The following is a 23,038-nucleotide window of genomic DNA, read 5'->3' as shown; positions in this document are numbered from 1 at the left end:
TGAAGAGGACGTCATCGTGATTCAGACCCATCGTTCCCGAACCCTCGCCATTGCCTGCAGCGCGGTGCTGTCGCTCGCCGGCGGCATCGCCAGCGCGGCCACACCAGACGGCATGCGCAGCGCGCAACAGTTGCAGGCCATGCGCGATGCACCGGTCGACGCCATCATCGTCACCTATCGCAGCGGCACAGTGAGCGCGCGCACCGTCGGCGCCGCGTCCACGGCCACCATCACTGCAGCGGCATCACGCGCGGCAGTGCGCCTGGCGCCGGCCACGCGCAGCGGCGCGCAGGCGGCGCCGACGCATGTGCGTACCCTGGCGGTGGGTGGCGAGTTGATCCGGCTGCCCACGCAACTCAGCCGCAGCGACGCCGACCGCCTGGTGCGCGAGCTGCAAGCCGATCCGGCGGTGGAACATGCGCAGATCGATGCACGCGCCTATCCGTTGCAGAGCAGCGGCGGCAGCTTGCCCAACGACCCGCTGCTGGCGAGCAATCAATGGCATCTCACCGATCCGGTCGGCGGCATCGATGCGCCGGCGGCGTGGAAGACCGCGCAGGGCGAGGGCGTGGTGGTGGCGGTGATCGACACCGGCATCCTGCCGGCGCACCCGGATCTGGCCGGCAATCTGCTGCAGGGCTACGACTTCATCACCGATGCCGGCCGGTCGCGACGTCCGACCGATGCGCGCGTGGCGGGTGCGCTGGACCGCGGCGACTGGGAAGCCGAAGACGGCGAGTGCGGCATTTTTTCCGCGGCGCATGACAGCTCCTGGCATGGCACCCACGTGGCCGGCACGATCGCCGAGACCACCGGCAACGGCATTGGCGGTGCCGGTGTGGCCTACAAGGCCAAGGTGCTGCCGGTCCGCGTGCTCGGTCACTGCGGCGGTTCGTTCTCGGATATCAGCGATGCCATCGTGTGGGCGTCCGGCGGGCATGTGGAGGGCGTGCCGGACAATCGCGACCCGGCGGAAATCATCAACATGAGCCTGGGCGGCTTTGGCCCCTGCGATTCGGTCACGCAGGCGGCGATCGACGGTGCGGTGTCGCGCGGCACCACCGTGGTGGTGGCGGCCGGCAACGACGGCTCGGATGTGTCCAGTGCGGTGCCGGCCAACTGCGCCAATGTGGTGTCGGTGGCGGCCACCCGCCTGACCGGCGGCCTGGCGTACTACAGCAATTTCGGCAGCTTGATCGATCTGGCCGCACCCGGTGGTGGCGCACGCGATCTGGCAACCGACACCTTGTACGACGGCCCGATCGGCAGCTGGATCTGGCAGACCGGCTACACCGGCAAGACCACGCCCACGTCCGGCCAATTCGACTACATCGGGCCCGGCTTTGCCGGAACCTCGATGGCCTCGCCGCACGTGGCGGGGACTGCCGCACTGGTGCAGAGCGCGCTGATCGCCGATGGCAGGCCGCCGCTGACACCTGCGGCGCTGGAACGCCTGCTCAAGCGCAGTGCACGCGCGTTTCCGGTGCAGTTGCCGTTGAGCACGCCGGCCGGCACCGGCATCGTGGATGCCGGCGCGGCGATCGATCGTGCACTGCGTCGCTGCGACAGCGGCGATCTGGGCTGCCAGCTGGATGCGCAGACGCTGCGTAACAGCGTGCCCGAGCGCGGCCTGTCCAATGTGGCCGGCGATGCCGGTGTATTCGCCTTCGAGGCGAACGCGGGTGCGGTGCTGAGCTTCATCAGCTTCGGCGGCAGCGGGCAGGCGGCGCTGTATGTCGCCTTGGGCCGCGCGCCGAGCGCGACCGACAACGACGGCATGTCCAGCCGCAGCGGAACCAGCCAGACGGTGCGCTTCACCGCGCCGCGTGCCGGGACCTATTTCATCCGGCTCGACGGCAGCGGCTTCGATGGAGTGAGCCTGTTGGCGCGTCAGTGATCCGACACATGGCGGCGCGAGGGGGGCGCTGACGTCGGTTTCCTGACGCAACGGTGCGGGCAAAACCGCTCTCGTCGTGCACCATGATGGGCTGAGTGGTCGGCGCGGGGAGCGCTGGCCCGATTCCTGACCTGTTCGGCGCGCGGTTTTGCGCAACCAAGCCTGCTGGCGTCCTGCCAGCGGGCTTTTTTGTCTGCTGCGGACATGCGCATTCAGCTTGGAAATGTCTCTCAAGACATGACCTAGATCGCTGTTTTCCAAAGAATTATCAAAAAACGAATAAAAGCAAGCAGAAGTGTGATGAAACGCACGCTCAGCTTCGCTTTCTGTCAAAAACTTGACGCCTGATTTGACCGCTGTTAACACTTCGCTCAGTTCTATGGTTGGGTAGCGTTCACTTTTTGACTACCCAGGGTGCAGCTTCCCGCGCACCGCCATTTGGCCCATGGCGCCAATCACCACGGGGAACCGCAGCGGCTGGAACGCCTCGCGATGGTGGGTGTTCGTCAAAAAACCAGTCCCAACATTCAGGAGCAGTGCGTCGATGAATCGGATTTATCGCAAGGTCTGGAACAAATCGTTAGGCGTGTGGGCCGTGGCATCGGAATTGGCCAGCGGCGACAGCCCGGGCGCAGTGAGCACCGCCGCATTCATCGACCGCCGCCAGAGCCGTTGCCTGGTTGCCGCGATCGCCCTGGCGCTGGGTAGCGCCGGCATCGCACTCCCCCTTTCTGCAATGGCGCAATCGGTCGAGGTCGGCCGCGGCGCATCGGCACCTGCCGCCAACGCCACTGCCATCGGCGCCGGCAGCCGCGCCAGCGCCACCGGCGCGCTCGCCAGCGGTGCCGACAGCAGCGCCAGCGGCGTGAACAGCAGCGCGATCGGCCGCCAGACCAATGCGATCGGCGAGAACGCGGTGGCCATCGGTTACAACAGCTTCGTACGCCAGAGCGGCGAAAACGGCGTCGCGCTGGGTGCAAACGCCGGCGTGACCGGTGCCAACTCGGTGGCGCTGGGCGCAGGCTCGCGCACCCACGAAGACGATGTGGTGTCGGTCGGCAGCGGCAATGGCCGCGGCGGCCCGGCCACGCGCCGCATCACCAATGTCGGCGCCGGCGTCAACGCCACCGACGCGGTCAACGTGGCGCAGTTGCGCGACGTGGCCGACGTGGCCGAAGACACGGCCACGTTCTTCAAGGCGACCCCCGGCGAAGACAGCGTCGGCGCCTATGTCGAAGGCGATAGCGCGTTGGCTGCCGGCGATGCGGCCAATGCTGTAGGCACGGCGACCACTGCGCTGGGAACCGGTGCCAATGCGGTGGCCGACAATGCCACTGCGGTCGGCGCCAATGCGCTCGCATCCGGGCAGAACAGCGCGGCATTCGGCCATAACGCGCAGGCCAACGGCCCTGGCAGCGTGGCCGTGGGCGGCGCTGCCGTGGACGAAGACGGCGAGCCGTTGGTCACCAACGGCGGCGTGCCGGTCACCACCGGCGCCACCAGTGCTGGCGTCGGCGGAACCGCAGTCGGCGCCAGCGCCAATGCCGATGGCTTCGCCGCCTCGTCGTTCGGCGTCGGTGCGTATGCGGCCGGGACGCAGTCTTCCGCGTTCGGTGCGGTGGCCAATGCGGCGGGCGATTACGCCACTGCGGTGGGCACGCAGACCAGCGCCAGCGGCACCAGCAGCACCGCTGTCGGTGGTCCGGTCGATTACATTCCGGGTCTGGGCTTCTTCGTACAGACCCAGGCCAGCGGCGAAGCCTCCACCGCGCTCGGCGCCGGTGCGATCGCATCGGGCAGCTACACCACGGCAGTGGGCACGCTCAGCGAAGCCTCCGGCACCGAAGCCACCGCGGTGGGTTACTTCGCCTATGCACCTGGCGAAGGTGCCACGGCAGTCGGCCCGGAATCCTGGGCCAGCGGCGAGCTGAGCACCGCGCTGGGTTACTACAGCACCGCACGCGGCGCCAACTCGGTGGCCTTGGGCGCCAATTCGGTGGCCACGCGCGCCAACACCGTGTCGGTGGGTGCGGCCGGCGACGAGCGTCAGATCACCAACGTCGCCGCCGGTACCGAAGGCAGCGATGCGGTCAATCTCGATCAGCTTACCGCCGTGTCCGATGTCGCCGCCACCACCGCGCGCACGTTCGTGGCCACCGGCGATGGCACCGCGTTTGCCGAAGGCGTGGACAGCGTTGCGGCCGGTTCCAATGCATCGGCTTACGAGGATTACAGCACTGCGCTGGGTTCGAGCAGCCTGGCGTCAGCGGTCAACACCACTGCGGTCGGCAGTGGTGCGGTGGCCAATGTCAACAATGCCACCGCGCTCGGCTTCAACAGTATCGCCAGCGACCGCTATGCCACCGCCGTGGGTGCCGACAGCACGGCATCGGGCTTCTATGGCACTGCAGTCGGCGGCACCAGCGTGGCCAATGGTCGTGGCGGTACCGCGATCGGTTTCGAAAGCATCGCCAATGGCCTCGAATCCACCGCGCTCGGCTTTGCCAGCGTGGCCTGGGGCGACACCAGCACCGCCGTGGGTGCGGAAAGCACCGCCTACGGCGCGGGCAGCGTCGCGGTGGGCATCACCTCGGCCGCCAGCGGCAGCGTTTCGGTCGCCATCGGCGACAACGCCTATGCCGGCGGTGGGCGTGCAATCGCCATCGGTTCGCAGTCAGTCGGCTATGGCGATCGCAGCATTGCGCTGGGCACCGAGGCAGTCGTCGAAGGCGCAGACAGCATTGCGATCGGCGACGGCGCGCGGATTGCGGTCGACAACAGCGTTGCGCTCGGCGTCGGCGCAGTGGCCGATCGCGCCAGCACGGTGTCGGTGGGCACGGTTGGCGGCGAGCGTCAGATCACCAATGTCGCTGCCGGTACCGAAGGCACCGATGCGGTCAATCTGGATCAGCTCACGGCAGTGTCCGATGGCGCCGCCAACACCGCGCGCACGTTCGTCGCCACCGGTGACGGCACCGCAATTGCCGAAGGCGCCGACAGCGTTGCGGCAGGTTCCGGTGCGTCGGCGCTCGCCGATAACAGCACGGCGCTGGGTGCCAGCAGTATCGCCAGCGGGCGCGGCGCAACCGCACTCGGTTATGAAAGCCTTGCCAACGGTGCTGCATCCACTGCGGTGGGTGTGGCCAGCGTGGCGTGGGGCCAGGGCAGCACGGCACTGGGTACCGACAGCGTGGCCTACGCCGACAACAGCGTGGCGCTGGGTGCCGGCGCGGTTGCCGATCGCGACAATACGGTGGCGGTCGGCAGCGTCGGTGGCGAGCGCCAGATCACCAATGTCGCCGCCGGTACCGAGGGTACCGATGCGGTGAACCTGGACCAGCTCAACGCAGTCGGCGAAACCGCCGAAACCACTGCGCGTCTGTTTGCCGGCACAGGTACCGGCACAGCCAATGCGCAGGGCGAGGACGCCACCGCAGCCGGCTCCAACGCTACCGCGGACGGCGATTACAGCAGCGCGTTCGGTTCCAGCAGCCAGGCCACTGCGATCGGCGCCGTCGCCATCGGCAGCGGTGCCAGCGCCACCGCGCAGTACGCCAATGCAGCCGGTTACAACGCCGCTGCCAGTGGCTACGGCAGCATCGCCAATGGCGCCTTCAGTCAGGCCAGCGGCGATTACGCCGTGGCCGTGGGTGGCGAGAGCGAAGCCGCCGGCGCGCAGAGCACCGCGCTGGGTGCGGCGGCAGGTGCCTATGGCGATGGTTCCCTGGCCGCCGGCACGTTGAGCGTGGCCGATGGCAGCGAAACCACCGCGGTGGGCTATTTCGCCAGCGCCAGTGGCGAGTCGGCCACTGCGGTCGGCGCAGAAAGCGTGGCCGATGGCACCAGCGCGGCGGCGTTCGGCTTCGGTGCCGAGGCCACCTCCAACTACTCCACCGCCTTGGGCGGCTATTCCAGTGCGACCGGTTTCAACAGCACCGCGCTGGGCAATTTCAGCACCGCCAGCGGCTCCAATACCGTGGCAGTGGGTGGCGATGCCACCGCAACCGGCGACTACAGCGTTGCGGCCGGCCAGGGCAGCGTGGCCAGCGGCTACAACAGCGTGTCGGTCGGTGGCGCCCTGCTCGGCCTGTTGCCGACCGAAGCCTCCGGGGACTACTCCACCGCGCTCGGCGGCGCGGCATGGGCACCGGGCCTCAACAGCACCGCGCTCGGCAATTTTGCCGAATCCACCGGCGAAGGCAGCGTGGCGCTGGGTGCCGATTCGGTGGCCGATCGCGATTTTGCGGTGTCGGTGGGCAGCGCCGGCAACGAGCGTCAGATCACCAACGTGGCCGCCGGTACGCAGGGCACCGACGCGGTGAATCTGGATCAGCTCAACGCCGTTGCCGAAACCGCACAATCCACCAGCAAGTACTTCCAGGCCAGCGGCAGCGATGACAGCGATGCCGGCGCCTACGTCGAGGGCGACAACGCCCTGGCCGCAGGCGAGGGCGCCAATGCCACCGGTACCGGCGCCACGGCGTTGGGTGCCGGTGCGCAGGCGGTGGTCGATAACGCAACGGCGGTTGGCGTGAGTGCGCTGGCCAGCGGAACCGGCGCAGCTGCAGTGGGCAACAACGCCCAGGCCACCGGCGAAAACAGCAGCGCCGTCGGCAGCAATGCCCTGGCCAGCGATGTCGGCGCCAGCGCAAACGGTGCCGGCGCGCAGGCGATTTCGACCTATGCGACCGCGCTCGGCAGCGAAGCGGTGGCATCGGACAACCAGGCCACCGCGGCCGGTTTCCGCAGCACCGCCTCCAATGTCGGCAGCGCCGCCTTCGGTGGCTACAGCGAATCCAGCGGCAGGCTGTCGTCGGCGCTGGGCTATGGCGCAGTTGCATCCAGCGACTACAGCACCGCCGTGGGTGCCGCCGCACTGGCCTCCGGCGCAAGTGCAGTGGCCGTGGGCGAATTCAGCGAAGCCACCGGCGAAGAGAGCGTGGCCGTCGGCGGCAGCACGTTCTTCGGCTTCATCCCGGCGCGTGCCTCCGGCACCGGCGCTGCCGCATTCGGTGCGGGTGCGTGGGCCACGGCCGACTACACCACCGCCATCGGCTGGAATTCGTATGCCGACGGCGTCAATGCCACCGCGCTCGGTCAGAGCGCGGCGGCCCTTGCCGACAATACGCTGGCCCTGGGTGGCGGCAGCCGCGCCGATGCGGTCGGCGCCAGCGTGGTCGGTGTGGATGCATCGGCAACCGGCATCAACAGCACCGGTGTCGGTCGTCAGGTCAATGCGATCGGCGAGAACGCGGTGTCGGTGGGCTACAACTCGTTCGTGCGCCAGAGCGCGGTCAATGGTGTGGCCCTCGGTGCCAACGCCGGTGCGACCGGTGCCGATTCGGTGGCGCTGGGCTCGGGCTCGCGCACCTACGAAGCCGACACGGTGTCGATCGGCAGCGGCAATGGCCGCGGCGGTCCGGCCACGCGTCGCATCGTCAATGTCAGCGACGGCCAGGCGGCGACCGATGCGGTCAACAAGGGCCAGCTGGATGCCCTGGCGGCCGATGTGCAGACCACCAACGGCATGGTGCAAACCACCGGTGAAGGGGTGGCCAGCGCAACCGGTGATCGCGCCACTGCAGCGGGCGCCGGTGCAACCGCCAGCGGCGCACGCAGCGTGGCGATCGCCTCCGGCAGCCGCGCCTCGGCCACCGGCGCCAGCGCCATGGGCGTGGACAGCAGCGCCAGCGGCGTGAACAGCACCGCGATGGGCCGGCAGACCAATTCCATCGGCGAAAACGGTGTGGCGTTGGGCTACAACTCCTTCGTGCGCCAGAGCGGTGCCAATGCGGTGGCGCTGGGTGCCAATGCCGGTGCCAGTGGTGCCGACTCGGTGGCGTTGGGCTCAGGCTCGCGTACCTACGATGCCAACGTGGTCTCGGTGGGTAGCGGCGATGGCCGCGGCGGCCCGGCCACGCGCCGCATCGTCAATGTCGGCAACGGTGCGATTGCCGGTGCCAGTACCGATGCGATCAACGGCGGCCAGCTGTTCCAGTCGCTCAGCAACGCCGCCAGCTTCCTCGGCGGTGGCGCGGCGATCGGTGCGCAGGGCGTGTTCGTCGCGCCGACCTACGTGATCCAGGGTGCCAGCTACAACAATGTCGGTGCGGCATTGACCGCGTTGGACAGCAAGGTCACCGAGCTGGATGCACGCGGTGGTACCGCAACGGCCAGCACCGCGGCACGCACGCTGTCGCTGCGCACTGCAGGGGTGCCTGCAGTGGCTGCGAGCGCAGTGAGCGCATCGAGCAATGCCGTTGCCGATACCGGCGCAAGCGTGCAGGGCACGCCGACCGCCGCAGTGGTCGGCAGTATCACCCCGGCTGCAACGTCCACCGCCGTGGGCACGGCCGCAGTGGCCAATCACGTGACCGGCACGGCGATCGGCGGCAGCGCGTATGCGCATGGCCCCAACGACACCGCGATCGGCAGCAACGCACGCGTCAATGCCGATGGCAGCACCGCGGTCGGCGCCAATACGCAGATTGCCGCGGTGGCGACCAATGCGGTGGCGATGGGCGAAGGCGCGCAGGTCAGTGCGGCCTCCGGCACGGCAATCGGACAGGGCGCACGTGCGAGTGCGCAAGGTGCGGTCGCGCTGGGTCAGGGGTCGGTTGCCGATCGTGCCAACACGGTGTCGGTGGGCAGCGTCGGCGGCGAGCGTCAGGTGGCCAATGTGGCCGCCGGCACACGTGCCACCGATGCGGTCAACAAGGGCCAGCTGGACAACGGCGTTGCCGCGGCCAACAGCTATACCGACAGCCGCTACAACGCGATGGCCGACAGCTTCGAGACCTACCAGGGCGATATCGAAGACCGTCTGCGTCGGCAGAACCGTCGCCTGGATCGTCAGGGCGCGATGAGTTCGGCGATGTTGAACATGGCTGCCAGCGTCGGTGGTATCGCCACACAGAACCGCGTCGGTGCCGGCGTCGGTTTCCAGAACGGCGAATCGGCGTTGTCGGTGGGCTACCAGCGTGCGATCAGCCCGCGCGCCACCTTGACGGTGGGCGGCGCACTCAGCGGTGACGACAGTTCGATCGGTGTGGGTGCCGGCTTCGGCTGGTAACGCGCCGCTGCATGACACGCGGCGGCACCGATGTGCGCCGCCGCGCCAGAGCAAGGCCTGAGGGGGCGGGCAAGGACCGTGGCTGGGCCGGCCAACGGATTCGATGGAGTGATGGCCTTACCAGGAGTGGCTGATCGAACGCAGCGCGCTGCACCGCAGTTGCGCCGCAGTTCGGAAGCCGCTCCCAGCTGATCGACGAAAAACACGAAGAGGACTTCACCGTGATCGACAAGAATTTCCGTCTCTCCCCGCTGACCGGCGCCATCCTGATGATGGCGCTCGGTGCATCGGGCACGCTCGCTGCTGCCCCGAAACTGCTGGTCAAGGAACCGACCCAGGCAGCATCGGCCGGCGCTGCGTTCAGTAGCCGCCTGATCGTGCGCTACAAGGACAACACTGCTGCCGCGACCGATCGCGCCAGCAAGCTGAGCGCGGTGCAGGCTGCGGTCGGCCGTGTCGGTGCGAGCACCGGCGCACGCAGCAGCGCAGCCGCCGCCAAGGCGACGTATGTGCGCAAGCTCGGCATCGGCTCGGACCTGATCAAGCTGTCCAGCACGCTGACCACCGCCCAGGTGGACAAGGTGGTGGTCGAGCTCAAGAACGACCCGTCCGTGGCCGACGTGCAGATCGATCGCATGCTGCGCCCGGTCGACATCAAGAAGAGCGTCGCCGCCACCGACGTGACCCCGCAACTGGTCCCCAATGACCCGCTGTACGCGCAGTACCAGTGGCATCTGAGCAACCCCAACGGCGGCATCAATGCGCCGGCCGCTTGGGATCTGTCGCAGGGCGCGGGCGTGGTGGTGGCAGTGCTGGATACCGGCATCCTGCCGGGCCATCCCGACTTTGCCGGCAACCTGCTGCAGGGTTACGACTTCATCACCGATGCCGAAGTCTCGCGTCGTCCCACCGATGCCCGCGTGCCGGGCGCGCTGGATTACGGCGACTGGGAAGAGGCCGACAACGTCTGCTATGACGGCTCGGTGGCACAGGAAAGCTCCTGGCACGGCACCCACGTCTCGGGCACCGTGGCCGAGGCGACCAATAACGGCGTGGGCATGGCTGGCGTGGCGCCGAAGGCGACCATCCTGCCGGTGCGCGTGCTCGGCCGTTGCGGCGGCTACACCTCCGACATCGCCGATGCGATCGTCTGGGCGTCCGGCGGCACGGTCGCTGGCGTGCCGGCCAACACCAACCCGGCCGAGGTGATCAACATGAGCCTGGGTGGCGGCGAGCCCTGCGATTCGGCCACCCAGCTGGCGATCAACGGCGCGGTCGCGCGCGGCACCACCGTGGTGGTGGCGGCCGGCAACAGCGGCGAGGATGCGGCCAACCATTCGCCGGCCAGCTGCAACAACACCATCACCGTGGGTGCCACGCGCATCACCGGCGGCATCACCTACTACTCCAACTACGGCAGCAAGGTCGACCTGTCCGGCCCGGGCGGCGGTGGCAGCGTGGACGGCAATCCGGGCGGTTACATCTGGCAGGCCGGCTACACCGGTGCGACCACGCCGACCTCGGGAACCTATACCTATATGGGCTTGGGTGGCACCTCGATGGCATCGCCGCACGTGGCCGGTGTCGTCGCCCTGGTGCAGAGCGCGGCGATCGGTCTGGGCGATGGCCCGCTGACCCCGGCCGCGGTGGAAGCTCTGCTCAAGCAGACCAGCCGTCGCTTCCCGGTGACCCCGCCGGCCAGCACCCCGATCGGCAGCGGCATCGTCGATGCCAAGGCCGCATTGGAAGCGGTGTTGGTGGAGCCCTGCGATCCGGCCACCGAGAGCTGCGCGCCGACCGCCATCGCGCTGACCAACAAGGCCCCGCTGACCGGCCTGAGCGGTGCTTACGCCAGTTCCACGCTGTACAGCTTCGAAGCCAAGGCCGGTGCCGTGCTCAGCTTCATGACCTATGGCGGCACCGGCGATGTGTCGGTATACGTCAGCCATGAAGCCGAGCCCAGCGCCACCAGTTACGACGCCAAGTCGACCCGCCCGGGCAACAGCGAAACCGTGCGTTTCACTGCCCCCAAGGCCGGCACCTACTACATCAAGTTGGTGGGCGCTGCCGACTACGCGAAGCTGACGCTCGTCGCACGACAGTAAGCCGTCTCATAGTGTGACCGATGCCCCCGGCCAATCACCGGGGGCATCGTTTTTCAGGGCGATTCAGATGCGTACGGTTGATCGTCGCGGCAAACTGCTACAGTCGGCGCCGGACCAGTGGAGACGAGTGTGAACGCGGTTGCCGTCGATCCAATTGAGCATCGCAGTGCGGAGACACGCATCGTCGAAGCGCTGCTTGAACGCCGTCGTCTGAAAGACACCGATCTGCTGCGCGCGCGCCAGCTGCAGACCGAATCCGGTATGGGCCTGCTGGCCTTGCTGGGCCGTCTGGGCCTGGTGTCCGAACGCGATCATGCGGAGACCTGCGCCGATGTACTGGGTCTGCCGCTGGTGGATGCACGCCAGCTTGGCGATACCCCACCGGAAATGCTGCCGGAAGTGCAGGGGCTGTCGCTGCGCTTCCTCAAACAATTTCATCTATGCCCGGTCGGCGAACGCGATGGCCGGCTGGAGTTGTGGATCGCCGATCCCTATGACGATTACGCGATCGACGCGGTGCGGCTTGCGACCGGCTGCCCGCTGTTGCTGCAGGTCGGCCTGCGCTCGGAAATCGATGACCTGATCGAGCGCTGGTACGGCCAGGGCCGCAGCGCGATGGGCACCATCGTGGAAACCGCCGATGGCGATGCCAACAGCAGCGACGATATCGAAGCGCTGCGCGATCTGGCGTCCGAAGCGCCGGTGATTCGCCTGGTCAATCTGGTGATCCAGCACGCGGTGGAACTGCGGGCATCGGACATCCATATCGAACCGTTCGAGAGCCGGCTCAAGGTGCGTTACCGCGTGGACGGCGTGCTGGTGGAAGGCGAAAGCCCGCCGGCCAAGCTCACCGCCGCGGTGATCAGCCGCATCAAGATCATGGCCAAGCTCAACATCGCCGAACGCCGGCTGCCGCAGGACGGCCGCATCATGCTGCGCGTGCAGGGCAAGGAGCTGGATCTGCGTGTCAGCACCGTGCCCACCGCGCACGGCGAGAGCGTGGTGATGCGCCTGCTCGATCGCGAAACGGTGGTATTCGACTTCTACAAGCTCGGCTTCACCGAAGAGTTTCTGCCGCAGTTCCGCAAGGTGCTGGAGCAACCGCACGGCATCATGCTGGTGACCGGCCCGACCGGTTCGGGCAAGACCACCACGCTGTACACCGCGTTGAGCCAGCTCAACACCTCGGATGTGAAAATCATCACCGTCGAGGACCCGGTGGAATACCAGATCGAAGGCATCAACCAGATCCAGGCCAAACCGCAGATCGGGCTGGATTTTGCCAACGCGCTGCGCAGCATCGTGCGTCAGGATCCGGACATCATCATGATCGGCGAAATGCGCGATCTGGAAACCGCGCGCATCGCGATCCAGTCTGCGCTCACCGGCCATCTGGTGCTGTCCACGCTGCACACCAACAACGCGGCCGGCGGCATCACCCGTCTGCTCGACATGGGCGTGGAAGACTATCTGCTCACCTCCACCATCAACGGCATCCTGGCGCAGCGCCTGGTGCGCAAACTCGACCTGGCCAACGCCGAGCGCTACCTGGCATCGCCGGAAGAAATCGAACGCTTCAATCTGCGCCGGCTGCAACCGGACGGCGAGATCTACCTGTATCGTCCGCGTGCCTCGGCTGCCGCGCCGACCGGTTACCTGGGCCGCACCACCATCGTCGAATTCCTGGTGATGAACGACGAATTGCGGCGCGCGGTGATGCGTCGCGCCGGCATGGGCGAGATCGAACAACTGGCCCGCAAGGCCGGCATGCGCACCATGTACGAGGACGGCCTGTCCAAGGCCTTGCGCGGCGAGACCACCATCGAAGAAGTGCTGCGCGTGACGGAGGATGCGTGAGAGTCAACGGAGCCACAACGAGCATTGGATGCTCAGGATCGGAAGATAAGCAGGGCAAGGTCCCGGCAACGCGTCGCGCACGCGTGCGTGTGCGCCAGATGGCGCCAACGCATCGCAGGCTCCTGCTTTTCCCGATTCCCGATTCCCGATTCTCCACTCCCGGCCGTCCAGCCTGATGCCCCTGTACCGCTACAAAGCGCTCGACGCCCATGGCGAAATGCTCGATGGCCAGATGGAAGCGGCCAGCGACGCGGACGTTGCGCTGCGCCTGCAGGAGCAGGGCCACCTGCCGGTGGAAACGCGCCTGGCCACCGGCGAAAACGACTCGCCGTCGCTGCGCATGCTGCTGCGCAAGAAGCCGTTCGACAACGCCGCGCTGGTGCAATTCACTCAGCAGTTGTCCACGCTGATCGGTGCCGGCCAGCCGCTGGATCGTGCGTTGTCGATCCTGATGGATCTGCCCGAAGACGACAAAAGCCGGCGCGTGATCGGCGATGTGCGCGACACCGTGCGTGGCGGCGCGCCGCTGTCCTCGGCACTGGAACGCCAGCACGGGCTGTTTTCCAAGCTCTACATCAACATGGTGCGTGCGGGCGAAGCCGGCGGCAGCATGCAGGACACGCTGCAGCGCCTGGCCGATTACCTGGAGCGCAGCCGTGCGCTGCGCGGCAAGGTGATCAACGCATTGATCTATCCTGCGATCCTGCTGGCGGTGGTCGGCTGCGCGCTGCTGTTCCTGCTCGGCTATGTGGTGCCGCAGTTCGCGCAGATGTACGAAAGCCTGGACGTGGCCTTGCCGTGGTTCACCCAGGCGGTGCTGAGCGTGGGCCTGCTGGTGCGCGACTGGTGGCTGGTGCTGATCGTGGTGCCGGGCGTGCTGGGGCTGTGGCTGGATCGCAAGCGCCGCAATGCCGCGTTCCGTGCCGCGCTGGATGAGTGGTTGCTGCGGCAGAAGGTGGTCGGCAGCCTGATCGCGCGCCTGGAAACCGCACGGCTGACGCGCACGCTGGGCACCTTGCTGCGTAACGGCGTGCCGCTGCTGGCGGCGATCGGCATTGCGCGCAATGTGATGTCCAACCTGGCGCTGGTCGAGGATGTCGACGCCGCGGCCGACGACGTCAAGAACGGCCATGGCCTGGCGATGTCGCTGGCACGCGGCAAGCGCTTCCCGCGGCTGGCCCTGCAGATGATCCAGGTCGGCGAAGAATCGGGCGCCCTGGACACGATGCTGCTCAAGACCGCCGACACCTTCGAGCTGGAAACCGCGCAAGCCATCGACCGCGCGCTGGCCGCGCTGGTGCCGTTGATCACGCTGGTGCTGGCCTCGGTAGTGGGGCTTGTCATCATTTCGGTGCTGGTGCCGCTGTATGACCTGACCAATGCCATCGGATAACGTGGCTGCGGATTCACAACAACTTTCCGGTGACCGCGCGACACCCATGCGGGAACCATTGCAATGCCCGCCGTGTCATCTTCTGGCGGCAGCATCTTTCATCGACGTGCAAGGAAATCGTTCATGATCAAGCGCTCCATCACCCGTAGTCCGTCGCGTGCAGGCCAGGCCGGCATGAGCCTGCTGGAAATCATCATCGTCATCGTCCTGATCGGCGCGGTGCTGACCCTGGTCGGCAGCCGTGTACTCGGTGGTGCCGATCGCGGCAAGGCCAACCTGGCCAAGTCGCAGATCCAGACCCTGGCCGGCAAGATCGAGAATTTCCAGCTCGACACCGGCAAGTTGCCGAGCAAGCTCGACGACCTGGTGACCCAGCCGGGCGGCAGCAGCGGCTGGCTCGGCCCGTACGCCAAGCCGGCCGAACTCAACGACCCGTGGGGCCACACCATCGAATACCGCGCGCCCGGCGATGGCCAGCCGTTCGATCTGATCAGCCTGGGCAAGGACGGCCGTCCCGGTGGCAGCAGTTACGACGCGGACATCAAGTACCAATAAGCTGTTCGCCATGCGCGTTGCGTGTCAGCCGTTGCGTCATCCGCATGGAGTGGTCGGCCCTGGTCGTCCCCGCACGCGTGGCAGTTCGTTGCTGGAGATGTTGCTGGTCATCGCCCTGATCGCGATGGCCGGCGTGCTGGCCGCCGCCGCGCTCAACGGCGGGATCGACGGCATGCGCCTGCGCACCGCCGGCAAGGCGATCGCCTCGCAGCTGCGCTACACGCGCACCCAGGCGATTGCCACCGGCACGCCGCAGCGGTTTCTGATCGATCCGCAGCAGCGCCGCTGGGAAGCCCCCGGCGGCCACCACGGCGATCTGCCGTCGTCGCTGGAGGTACGCTTCACAGGCGCGCGGCAGGTGCAGTCGCGGCAGGATCAGGGCGCCATCCAGTTCTTCCCCGATGGCGCCTCCACCGGCGGGCGCATCGATCTGCGCGTCAAGGATGCGACCTGGCGCGTGGACGTGGGCTGGATCACCGGCGAAGTGCGTTCCGGGCAGTTGCGGACGCCGTCGCCATGAAGCGCCAGCGCGGTTACACGCTGATCGAGGTGATCGTCGCCTTTGCGTTGCTGGCGCTGGCGTTGAGCCTGTTGCTGGGATCGCTATCTGGTGCCGCACGTCAGGTGCGCGCGGCTGACGAGAGCACGCGCGCCACCCTGCATGCGCAATCGTTGCTGGCGGCGCAGGGCATGGATAAACCGCTGGTGCCCGAGCAGCAGCAAGGCACCTTCGAAGACGGGCATTTCCGTTGGTCGATGGATGTGCGCCCGTACGACGAGCCGCGACGCAATCCGCAGGCGCCGGTCTCCCCCGGCGCACACACGCTGCTGCAGCTGACCCTGGTGGTGCGCTGGGGCGAGCAGCCCAATCAGGTCCTGCAGTGGCGCACCTTGCGGCTGGTGGCTGCGGCGCAACCGGGCAGCGCGCCATGAGTCGCTCGCGCAGTGCCGGTTTCACCTTGATCGAAGTGCTGTTGGCGACGATGTTGCTGGTCGGCGGGCTGGCATTGGCGTTTGCCACCTTGCGCTCGGCCAGTGCGGTCAGCCAGCGCGGCGAGGCGATCGCCCAGCGCAGCGAACGCGTGCGTGCGGTGGAAGAATTCCTGCGCCGGCGGCTGGCGGCGGCACTGCCGATCGCGATGGGCATCGACCCGCAGAGCCAGCAGCCGATGCTGTTCATCGGCGAGCCGCAGCGTCTGCGTTTTGCCGCCGATGTGCCGGATTACCTGGGCCGCGGCGGGCCGTACCTGCACGATCTGTCGGTGGCCGGCGATGGCGAACAGCGCACGCTGCGGATCGCGCTGACCATGCTGCAATCGGGCAAGTCGATCGAAGAGGGCACCACGCTGCCGCCGGAAACACTCGCCGAAGACGTGCAGCAGGTGAGCTTTCGGTATCGCGGGATGGATCCGCAGAGCGGCCGCCTGAGCGCATGGTTGCCGCAGTGGGAATGGCACGACCGTCTGCCGTTGCTGGTGCGCATCGAGATCCGTAGCGGCGGTGCCGCCTGGCCGCCGCTGGTGGTGGCCTTGCCGCAATCCAGCAACCCGGGAGCGGGGCAATGAGCGCGATGCGCGGTGCCGCGCTGGTGTTGGTGTTGTGGCTGATTGCGCTGCTCACCGCGATGATCGGCGCATTCGCGCTGACCGCGCGGGTGGAAGCGCTGCAGGGCAGCATGCTGCGCAATGGCGCGCAGGCGCAGGAATATGCGCGCTCCGGGCTGGAATACGCACTGTCCCGCCTGCAGAGCACCGACACCCAGGCACGCTGGCTTGCAGACGGCCGGCGCTATCGTTGGCAGATGGACGATGCCACGGTGGAGATCCGCATTACCGACGAAAGCGGCAAGGTAGACTTGAACATGGCCGAGCCCGCGCTGCTGGCCGGCCTGGTACGCGCGGTCGGTGGCGAACAGGGCCGCGATACGCGCATTGCCGGTGCGATCGTCGACTGGCGCGATGGCGATTCGCTGAGCCAGCCCGGCGGCGGCGCGGAAGATCGCGATTATGCCGATGCCGGATTGCCGTACGGCGCCAAGGATGGCCCGTTCGAAACGCTGGGCGAGTTGCGCCTGGTGCTGGGAATGGATGGCGAGCTGTATCGCAAGCTGTTGCCCAACCTCACCCTGTACAGCGGACGCTCGCGCCCCGAAGCGCGCTTTGCGCCGGGCCCGGTGCTGACCGCGATGGGCCTGGATGCGCGGCAACTGCTGGCCCAGCGTGACGCGCCGCCGGGTTTGCCTGGCAGCGAGGCGACGGTCGGTGGGTCGGACACTTATAGTATCGAGAGCCGGGCGCGACTGAGTCAGGGACGCGAGGCTGTGTTGCGGGCGGTGGTCTCCACCAGTGCGTCCGCATTACCTGGGTCGGCGTATACCGTGTTGCGTTGGGAAGAGGGAGCAGCAGTGCAATGACCGCATGGCGGGATACCTTGGGTCGTATCGGCGTACGCGCCATGCCGGGAGCCGGAGGCTTCTGGCGTTGGTGGCAACAATCGCTGCTGGCCTGGCTGCCGCAGCGCTGGCAATGGCAGTTGGGCCTGTCGCCGTCGCGGCTGTTGTTGCAGCCCGATGGGCAGGCGTTGCAGTTGCTGCGTCAGCGCGATCACAGCAGCGAGACCATCGCCAGCCTGCCGTGGCCTGTGCAGCCGCAGGAAGTGCATGCCTTGCTGCCGACCGCGCTGGAAGGCCTGCCGCGGCATTGGCTGCTGCCGGCCGCGCATGCCTTGCGTCGTCCGTTGCGCCTGCCTGCTGCGGCAGCGGCGCGCCTGCAGGATGTGGCGCGCTTCGAGATCGATCGGCAAACCCCGTTCACTGCCGACCAGGTGTACTTCGATGCGCGCGTGCTGGACGTGCGCGAAGACGGCCAGCTCGATGCCGAACTGGTGGTGGTGCCGCGGCGCCTGATCGATGGCCCGGACGGCGTACCCGACGCATGGGCCAGCGCCTTGTCCGGCATCGATGTCGCCCATGCGCAGGGCCTGCCACTGGGCGTGAACCTGCTGCCGCCGGCACGACGGCTGCGGCGCAGCGACCCGATGCAGCGCTGGAATCTGTTGCTGGCCGCCGCCGCACTGGTGCTGCTGGCCGTGGCCGGCTGGCTGCTGCTGGACAACCGCCGCCAGGCCGCCGACGACTTGCGTGCCAAGGTGCAGGCCAACGCCGCACGTGCGCGCCAGGTCGCCGCCGAACGCCAGCAATTGCTGGATCTGGTCGAAGGGGCCAACTTCTTTCAGCAGCAACGTGCTACCCGCCCCACCTCGGTGGAAATCTGGGACGAGCTGAGCCGGCGTCTGCCGGGCGGCACCTACCTGGAAAAATTTTCGGTCGAAGGTGGGCAATTGCAGTTGATCGGCTTGAGCAACGAAGCCTCCTCGCTGGTGCGGCGCCTGGAAGGCTCGCCGCTGTGGCGCACGCCCTCGCTGACCGGCGTGCTGCAGAGCGATGCCGGTCGCAACGTCGACCGCTTCACCATCACCGCCGAACTGGCCGGCCCCGATGCCAAGGAGGCGGCCGATGCCACGCAGCGTTAAGCGCGATCGCTGGATCGCTTTGGGCCTGCTGTTGCTGGTGATCGGCGTGGCCTATCTGGTGCTGGTGCACCCCTGGTTCACCCAGCCGATGATCGCGGTGCAGGACGACCTGCAAGCGCTGCGCGAGCGCGAGCTGCGCGTGCGCGTGCAACTGCAGCAGGCGCCGGAAGTCAGCAAACGGCTACAACAGGCGCGCCAGACCCTGGAAAGCCGCCCGGGCTTCCTGCCGGAAACCTCGGCCGAACTGGCCTCGGCCGGCCTGGTGCAGCGGCTGGAACGCGCCGTGGTGGAAGCCAGCCCCGGTAACCGCAGCTGCGCGATCAGCAACCGCTCGCCGCTGCAGCCGGAAAGCAAGGACCGCTTCACCCGCGTCGCTGTGCAGGTACGCCTGCGCTGCGGCACCCCGGAGCTGGCCTCGGTGCTGTACAGCCTGGAAAACGGCACCCCGCGCCTGTTCGTGGACAACCTCAACGTGATGGCGCAGCGCTACCAACTCTCGCCCAACGAAAGCGGCAACGGCCTGGACATCGCCTTCGAACTGGCCGGCTACCTGCGCCCCGGCGCCAGTGCCGCACCGTTGAACACCGACGCCGCGCCCGCCGCCCCCGACGCCGCGGAGGCCAGCAATGCGCCTTGACATGATCGGCCTGCGCACCTGGCTGCTGGCCACCGTGGTCGGCTGGGCGCTGCTGGTGTGCGTGCTGGCCGTGGCCGGGCTGGGCAAGCGCGTGGAGCTGCTGCCGGACGACCCGGCGCTGGTGCAGCGCCTGCCCACCCTGCCGGCCCCAGCGCCGGAACGGCTGGGCGCGTTCGAAAAATATTCGGAGATCGCCGCGCATCCGGCCTTCGCCGAAGACCGCCTGCCGCATCCGTTCTTCCTGTCCGGCAACGACGGCAGCAGTGCCGCCTCGACGGTGCGCCTGACCGGCGTGCTGCTGACGGACAACTTCAAGATGGCCACGCTGACGCTGGACCCACAGGATTCGGTGCGGGTGCAGTTGGGCGGCGAAGCGGTCAAGGGCTGGCGCCTGCTCGCCCTGCAGCCGCGCAGCGCAACCATCGAAGGCCCCGGCGGCACCCAGACACTGGAGCTGCACGTGTTCAACGGCCTGGGCGGGCAACCGCCCACCGCCAATGCGGGCGCGCGTGGCGCTGCCGGCGCCGTCCCGCCATTACCGTCGCCCGATGCCGCCGCGGTCGCACCGACGCAGCCGCCGCAGACCCAGCCCACCACGCCGCCACAGCAGCCCGGTGGGCAGACACCGCCGACGGTGCCGCCGCAGCGCAGCGATGGCGCCCAGGAAGCCCCACGCCCCTCCGATGATCAGATGCGCGCCATCCGCGAACGTATCGAAGCCCGACGCCGCCAGCTGCAACAGCAGCGCCAGAGCGGCTCTACCCCCGGTCAGACCCAATGAGTGAACGCATGACGCAGCGCCTGTTTCCCATGTCCCTGCTGATCGGCCTGCTGGCCGGTTGCGCCACCACTCCGCCGCCGGACGTGCGCCGCGACGCGCGCCTGGACCCGCAAGTCGGCGCCGCCGGAGCCACCCAGACCGGTGCCGAGCAACGCGCCGAGGGCAATGCCAGCGCCAAGCCCACCCCGGTGATCCGGCGTGGCAGCGGCACCATGATCAACCAGAGCGCGGCGAGCGCGCCGGCACCGACGCTGGGCATGGCCAGCAGCGGCAGCGCCACCTTCAACTTCGAAGGCGAGTCGGTGCAGGCGGTGGTCAAGGCGATCCTGGGCGACATGCTCGGGCAGAACTACGTCATCGCCCCCGGCGTGCAGGGCACCGTGACCCTGGCCACGCCCAATCCGGTCTCGCCGGCGCAGGCCTTGAACCTGCTGGAAATGGTGCTGGGCTGGAACAACGCGCGCATGGTGTTCAGCGGCGGCCGCTACAACATCGTGCCGGCCGACCAGGCGCTGGCCGGCACCGTCGCGCCCAGCACCGCATCGCCGTCTGCCGCGCGCGGTTTCGAAGTGCGCGTGGTGCCGTTGAAGTTCATCTCCGCCAGCGAAATGAAGAAGGTGCTTGAGCCCTATGCGCGCCCGAACGCCATCGTCGGCACCGATCCCTCGCGCAACGTGATCACCCTGGGGGGCACCCGCGCCGAGCTGGAAAACTACCTGCGCACCGTGCAGATCTTCGATGTGGACTGGCTGTCGGGCATGTCGGTGGGCGTGTTCCCGATCCAGTCCGGCAAGGCCGAAAAGGTCTCGGCCGATCTGGAGAAGGTGTTCGGCGAGCAGAGCAAGACACCCAGCGCCGGCATGTTCCGTTTCATGCCGCTGGAAAACGCCAACGCGGTGCTGGTGATCACCCCGCAGCCGCGCTACCTGGACCAGATCCAGCAGTGGCTGGACCGCATCGACAGCGCCGGCGGCGGCGTGCGGCTGTTCTCGTACGAGTTGAAGTACATCAAGGCCAAGGACCTGGCCGACCGCCTGTCGGAAGTGTTCGGTGGGCGCGGCAACAACAGCGACTCCAACGCATCGCTGGCCCCGGGCTCGGAAACCAGCGTGCTCGGCGGCGCCCTGGGTAACCGCGACAGCAGCATGGGAGGCAGCTCGGGCACCACCGGCGGCAGCATCGGCGAGAGCAGCGATGGCAGCTCCTCCGGCAGCAGCTTCGGCGGCAGCAGCGGCAGTGGAAGCAGCAGCGGTGGACTGGGCAACGGCAGCCTGCAGCTGTCGCCGCGCAGCAACGGCAATGGCGCGGTGACGCTGGAAGTGGAAGGCGACAAGGTCGGCGTGTCGGCGGTGGCCGAAACCAACACCTTGCTGGTGCGCTCAACGCCGCAGTCGTGGAATTCGATCCGCGACGTCATCGAAAAGCTCGATGTGATGCCGATGCAGGTGCATATCGAGGCGCAGGTGGCCGAGGTGAATTTGACCGGTGCGCTGAGTTACGGCGTTAACTGGTATTTTGAAAATGCAGTAAATGCGCCGGCAACCGCGACCGATGGCGGTCTGACCAATGGAACGGGCATCGGTCTGGGAGCTGGTCTTGCAAATGCAGCGGGACGTAACATCTGGGGAGACATCGCCGGGAAAGTCGGCAGTGGAGGGGTTGCTTGGAGTTTTCTCGGCAAGAATGCTGCGGCCATCATCACTGCGCTGGACCGTGTAACCAACGTCCGCCTGTTGCAAACGCCGTCGGTATTTGTTCGAAACAATGCCGAGGCTACACTTAATGTCGGCTCGCGTATCGCAATTAACTCGACTTCCATCAATACCGGTCTTGGTAGCGACAGCAGCTTCTCTTCAGTCCAATACATCGACACGGGCGTGATTCTGAAAGTGCGTCCACGCGTAACCAAGGATGGAATGGTGTTTTTGGATATAGTTCAAGAAGTCAGCAGTCCAGGCGACCGTCCAGCTGCGTGTACGTCAGCAACGGCAACCGTCAATGCTGCAGCTTGTAATGTCGACATCAATACACGTCGGGTCAAAACTGAGGCCGCAGTGCAGAGCGGTGACACCATCATGTTGGCTGGTCTGATCGACGACAGCACGACCGACACCAGCGACGGCGTTCCGTTCCTCAGCAAGTTGCCCGTAGTAGGTGCGCTGTTTGGAACTAAGGGCAAAAACAACACCCGCCGCGAAGTCATCGTGCTGATCACTCCATCGATCGTGCGCAACCCACAGGAAGCGCGCAATCTCACCGACGAATACGGCCAGAAGTTCAAGGCCATGGAGCCGCTGAAACCCAGCCAGAAGCCGCAATGAGTGCGGCACTGCCCGTCGTGCTGGTGCCGGTCGGCACCGACGACGAGGCCCTGGATGCCTGTCTGGGCGCAATGGATGCCGCCACGCCCGCCGGCACGCGGGTGTGGTTGGCCGACGACGCGCAGGCCGGCCCGCGCGGCTGCGCGGTGATCGCGCACTGGTTGGCGCGCACGCGGCTGCAGGCGCATCACACCCGTCGTCAGCGCATGCTCGGCGAGGTGGCCCATCTGGACGAAATGCTCAGCGGCTGCGGCGATGCCGATGTGGTGGTGCTGGGTGTGGATGCCTGCCCGCTGCCGGGGTGGTTGAATCAGCTCGACGCCTGCTTTGCGCGTGATGCGGCGATCGCCACCGCCACCCCGTGGAGCAATGTGGGCGAAGCCTGCAGCTGGCCACGCCTGGGCGAACTCAATCCGATGCCTGCCGCGCCGGAGCGGCTCGCCGCTGCGTGCGCGGCGATGCCGCCATTGCATCCGGAACTGCCGTCGGCAATCGGCCACGCGGTGCTGCTGCGCGGCAGCGCGCGGCGCAAGGCCGGCGGCCTGGACGCCAGCAGCTATGGCTCCTGGTATGCGGCACTGGTGGACCTGAGCCTGCGCATGGCTGGCCTGGGATGGCGCAACGTGCTGTGCGACACCGCCTTTGTCGCCTCGCCGCACGAAGGCCGCCCTGCCGATGGCGACATGGATGCACTGGCCACACGCTGGCCGGCCTGGCACGCACGCCTGGCCAACTTCCTGATGCACGACCCGCTACGTGCGCAGCGCGATCAACTCGCGCAACTGCTCGCCGACCTGCCGCCGCCTGACCCGCAGCGCACGCTGTTCGACGCATAGCGGTCTCGCGGCCGAGCCTGCCCGCTGCGTTGGGCGAGAGCGGCTATGGAATG

At 67.5% G+C, this 23,038-nt stretch carries 15 protein-coding genes; all 15 read left to right on the top strand.

Annotation, left to right across the window (positions count from 1 at the left end; all coding sequences use genetic code 11):
* Window positions 1-16: 16 nt before the first annotated feature.
* The 15 genes from AC1PLS_RS17190 (at window position 17) to AC1PLS_RS17120 (ending at window position 22,985) form a co-directional block, all read left to right on the top strand.
* Complete coding sequence (locus AC1PLS_RS17190) at window positions 17-1,897, top strand: S8 family peptidase (RefSeq protein WP_184379275.1); 1,881 nt, start codon at window positions 17-19, stop codon at window positions 1,895-1,897.
* A gap of 544 nt (window positions 1,898-2,441) precedes the next feature.
* Entirely contained in the window at window positions 2,442-8,969 is a 6,528-nt protein-coding gene (locus AC1PLS_RS17185; protein ID WP_184433477.1) for an ESPR-type extended signal peptide-containing protein, read from the top strand.
* A gap of 221 nt (window positions 8,970-9,190) precedes the next feature.
* The gene (locus tag AC1PLS_RS17180; RefSeq protein WP_016901936.1) at window positions 9,191-11,074 is read left to right on the top strand and encodes a diffusible signal factor-reguated S8 family serine peptidase; all 1,884 of its coding nucleotides are present in this window, start codon (window positions 9,191-9,193) and stop codon (window positions 11,072-11,074) included.
* 129 nt (window positions 11,075-11,203) lie between these two features.
* Entirely contained in the window at window positions 11,204-12,931 is a 1,728-nt protein-coding gene (gspE, locus tag AC1PLS_RS17175) for a type II secretion system ATPase GspE (RefSeq protein WP_029218997.1), read from the top strand.
* 175 nt (window positions 12,932-13,106) lie between these two features.
* A complete protein-coding gene (gene xpsF, locus AC1PLS_RS17170; RefSeq protein ID WP_039510376.1) occupies window positions 13,107-14,324 on the top strand; it encodes a type II secretion system protein XpsF in 1,218 nt (405 codons plus the stop codon).
* A 123-nt stretch (window positions 14,325-14,447) separates the two neighbouring features.
* Window positions 14,448-14,879, top strand: a complete 432-nt coding sequence (gene gspG / locus AC1PLS_RS17165) for a type II secretion system major pseudopilin GspG (RefSeq protein ID WP_024939118.1) — start codon at window positions 14,448-14,450, stop codon at window positions 14,877-14,879.
* Window positions 14,880-14,889: 10 nt separating this feature from the next.
* Window positions 14,890-15,399: a type II secretion system protein XpsH gene (xpsH, locus tag AC1PLS_RS17160; protein ID WP_104570683.1), complete on the top strand. Its 510-nt coding sequence runs from the start codon at window positions 14,890-14,892 to the stop codon at window positions 15,397-15,399.
* Window positions 15,396-15,812 (top strand): type II secretion system protein XpsI, encoded by a 417-nt coding sequence (xpsI, locus tag AC1PLS_RS17155; RefSeq protein WP_029218999.1) that lies wholly within the window; start codon window positions 15,396-15,398, stop codon window positions 15,810-15,812. The genes xpsH and xpsI overlap by 4 nt, the downstream gene beginning before the upstream one ends.
* Window positions 15,809-16,444: a type II secretion system protein J gene (locus AC1PLS_RS17150; protein ID WP_016901925.1), complete on the top strand. Its 636-nt coding sequence runs from the start codon at window positions 15,809-15,811 to the stop codon at window positions 16,442-16,444. Before xpsI ends, AC1PLS_RS17150 begins: the two co-directional genes overlap by 4 nt.
* Window positions 16,441-17,292, top strand: coding sequence for a type II secretion system minor pseudopilin (locus AC1PLS_RS17145; protein WP_016901924.1), 852 nt, complete (start codon window positions 16,441-16,443; stop codon window positions 17,290-17,292). Before AC1PLS_RS17150 ends, AC1PLS_RS17145 begins: the two co-directional genes overlap by 4 nt.
* Window positions 17,289-18,410 carry a PilN domain-containing protein gene (locus tag AC1PLS_RS17140; RefSeq protein ID WP_166770263.1) on the top strand — a complete coding sequence of 374 codons (1,122 nt, stop codon included), beginning with the start codon at window positions 17,289-17,291 and terminating at the stop codon, window positions 18,408-18,410. Before AC1PLS_RS17145 ends, AC1PLS_RS17140 begins: the two co-directional genes overlap by 4 nt.
* The gene (gspM, locus tag AC1PLS_RS17135) at window positions 18,394-19,047 is read left to right on the top strand and encodes a type II secretion system protein GspM (RefSeq protein ID WP_039518939.1); all 654 of its coding nucleotides are present in this window, start codon (window positions 18,394-18,396) and stop codon (window positions 19,045-19,047) included. Before AC1PLS_RS17140 ends, gspM begins: the two co-directional genes overlap by 17 nt.
* Entirely contained in the window at window positions 19,037-19,828 is a 792-nt protein-coding gene (gene xpsN, locus AC1PLS_RS17130; protein ID WP_065032854.1) for a type II secretion system protein XpsN, read from the top strand. Before gspM ends, xpsN begins: the two co-directional genes overlap by 11 nt.
* Complete coding sequence (gene gspD / locus AC1PLS_RS17125) at window positions 19,825-22,149, top strand: type II secretion system secretin GspD (protein WP_166770265.1); 2,325 nt, start codon at window positions 19,825-19,827, stop codon at window positions 22,147-22,149. The genes xpsN and gspD overlap by 4 nt, the downstream gene beginning before the upstream one ends.
* Complete coding sequence (locus AC1PLS_RS17120) at window positions 22,146-22,985, top strand: glycosyltransferase family 2 protein (RefSeq protein WP_184379265.1); 840 nt, start codon at window positions 22,146-22,148, stop codon at window positions 22,983-22,985. Before gspD ends, AC1PLS_RS17120 begins: the two co-directional genes overlap by 4 nt.
* Window positions 22,986-23,038 lie beyond the last annotated feature (53 nt).

Source organism: Xanthomonas sp. NCPPB 3218 (assembly GCF_056725185.1).
Note: the sequence above shows the minus strand (reverse complement) of the source record. Positions and strands in the feature narration are given on the sequence as shown.

Coding starts and splice junctions, on each gene's coding strand:
- AC1PLS_RS17185 (WP_184433477.1), top strand. CDS start 2,442: ATGAATCGGATTTATCGCAAGGTCTGGAACAAATCGTTAGGCGTGTGG.
- xpsF (WP_039510376.1), top strand. CDS start 13,107: ATGCCCCTGTACCGCTACAAAGCGCTCGACGCCCATGGCGAAATGCTC.
- gspG (WP_024939118.1), top strand. CDS start 14,448: ATGATCAAGCGCTCCATCACCCGTAGTCCGTCGCGTGCAGGCCAGGCC.
- xpsH (WP_104570683.1), top strand. CDS start 14,890: ATGCGCGTTGCGTGTCAGCCGTTGCGTCATCCGCATGGAGTGGTCGGC.
- xpsI (WP_029218999.1), top strand. CDS start 15,396: ATGAAGCGCCAGCGCGGTTACACGCTGATCGAGGTGATCGTCGCCTTT.
- AC1PLS_RS17150 (WP_016901925.1), top strand. CDS start 15,809: ATGAGTCGCTCGCGCAGTGCCGGTTTCACCTTGATCGAAGTGCTGTTG.
- AC1PLS_RS17145 (WP_016901924.1), top strand. CDS start 16,441: ATGAGCGCGATGCGCGGTGCCGCGCTGGTGTTGGTGTTGTGGCTGATT.
- AC1PLS_RS17140 (WP_166770263.1), top strand. CDS start 17,289: ATGACCGCATGGCGGGATACCTTGGGTCGTATCGGCGTACGCGCCATG.
- gspM (WP_039518939.1), top strand. CDS start 18,394: ATGCCACGCAGCGTTAAGCGCGATCGCTGGATCGCTTTGGGCCTGCTG.
- xpsN (WP_065032854.1), top strand. CDS start 19,037: ATGCGCCTTGACATGATCGGCCTGCGCACCTGGCTGCTGGCCACCGTG.
- gspD (WP_166770265.1), top strand. CDS start 19,825: ATGAGTGAACGCATGACGCAGCGCCTGTTTCCCATGTCCCTGCTGATC.
- AC1PLS_RS17120 (WP_184379265.1), top strand. CDS start 22,146: ATGAGTGCGGCACTGCCCGTCGTGCTGGTGCCGGTCGGCACCGACGAC.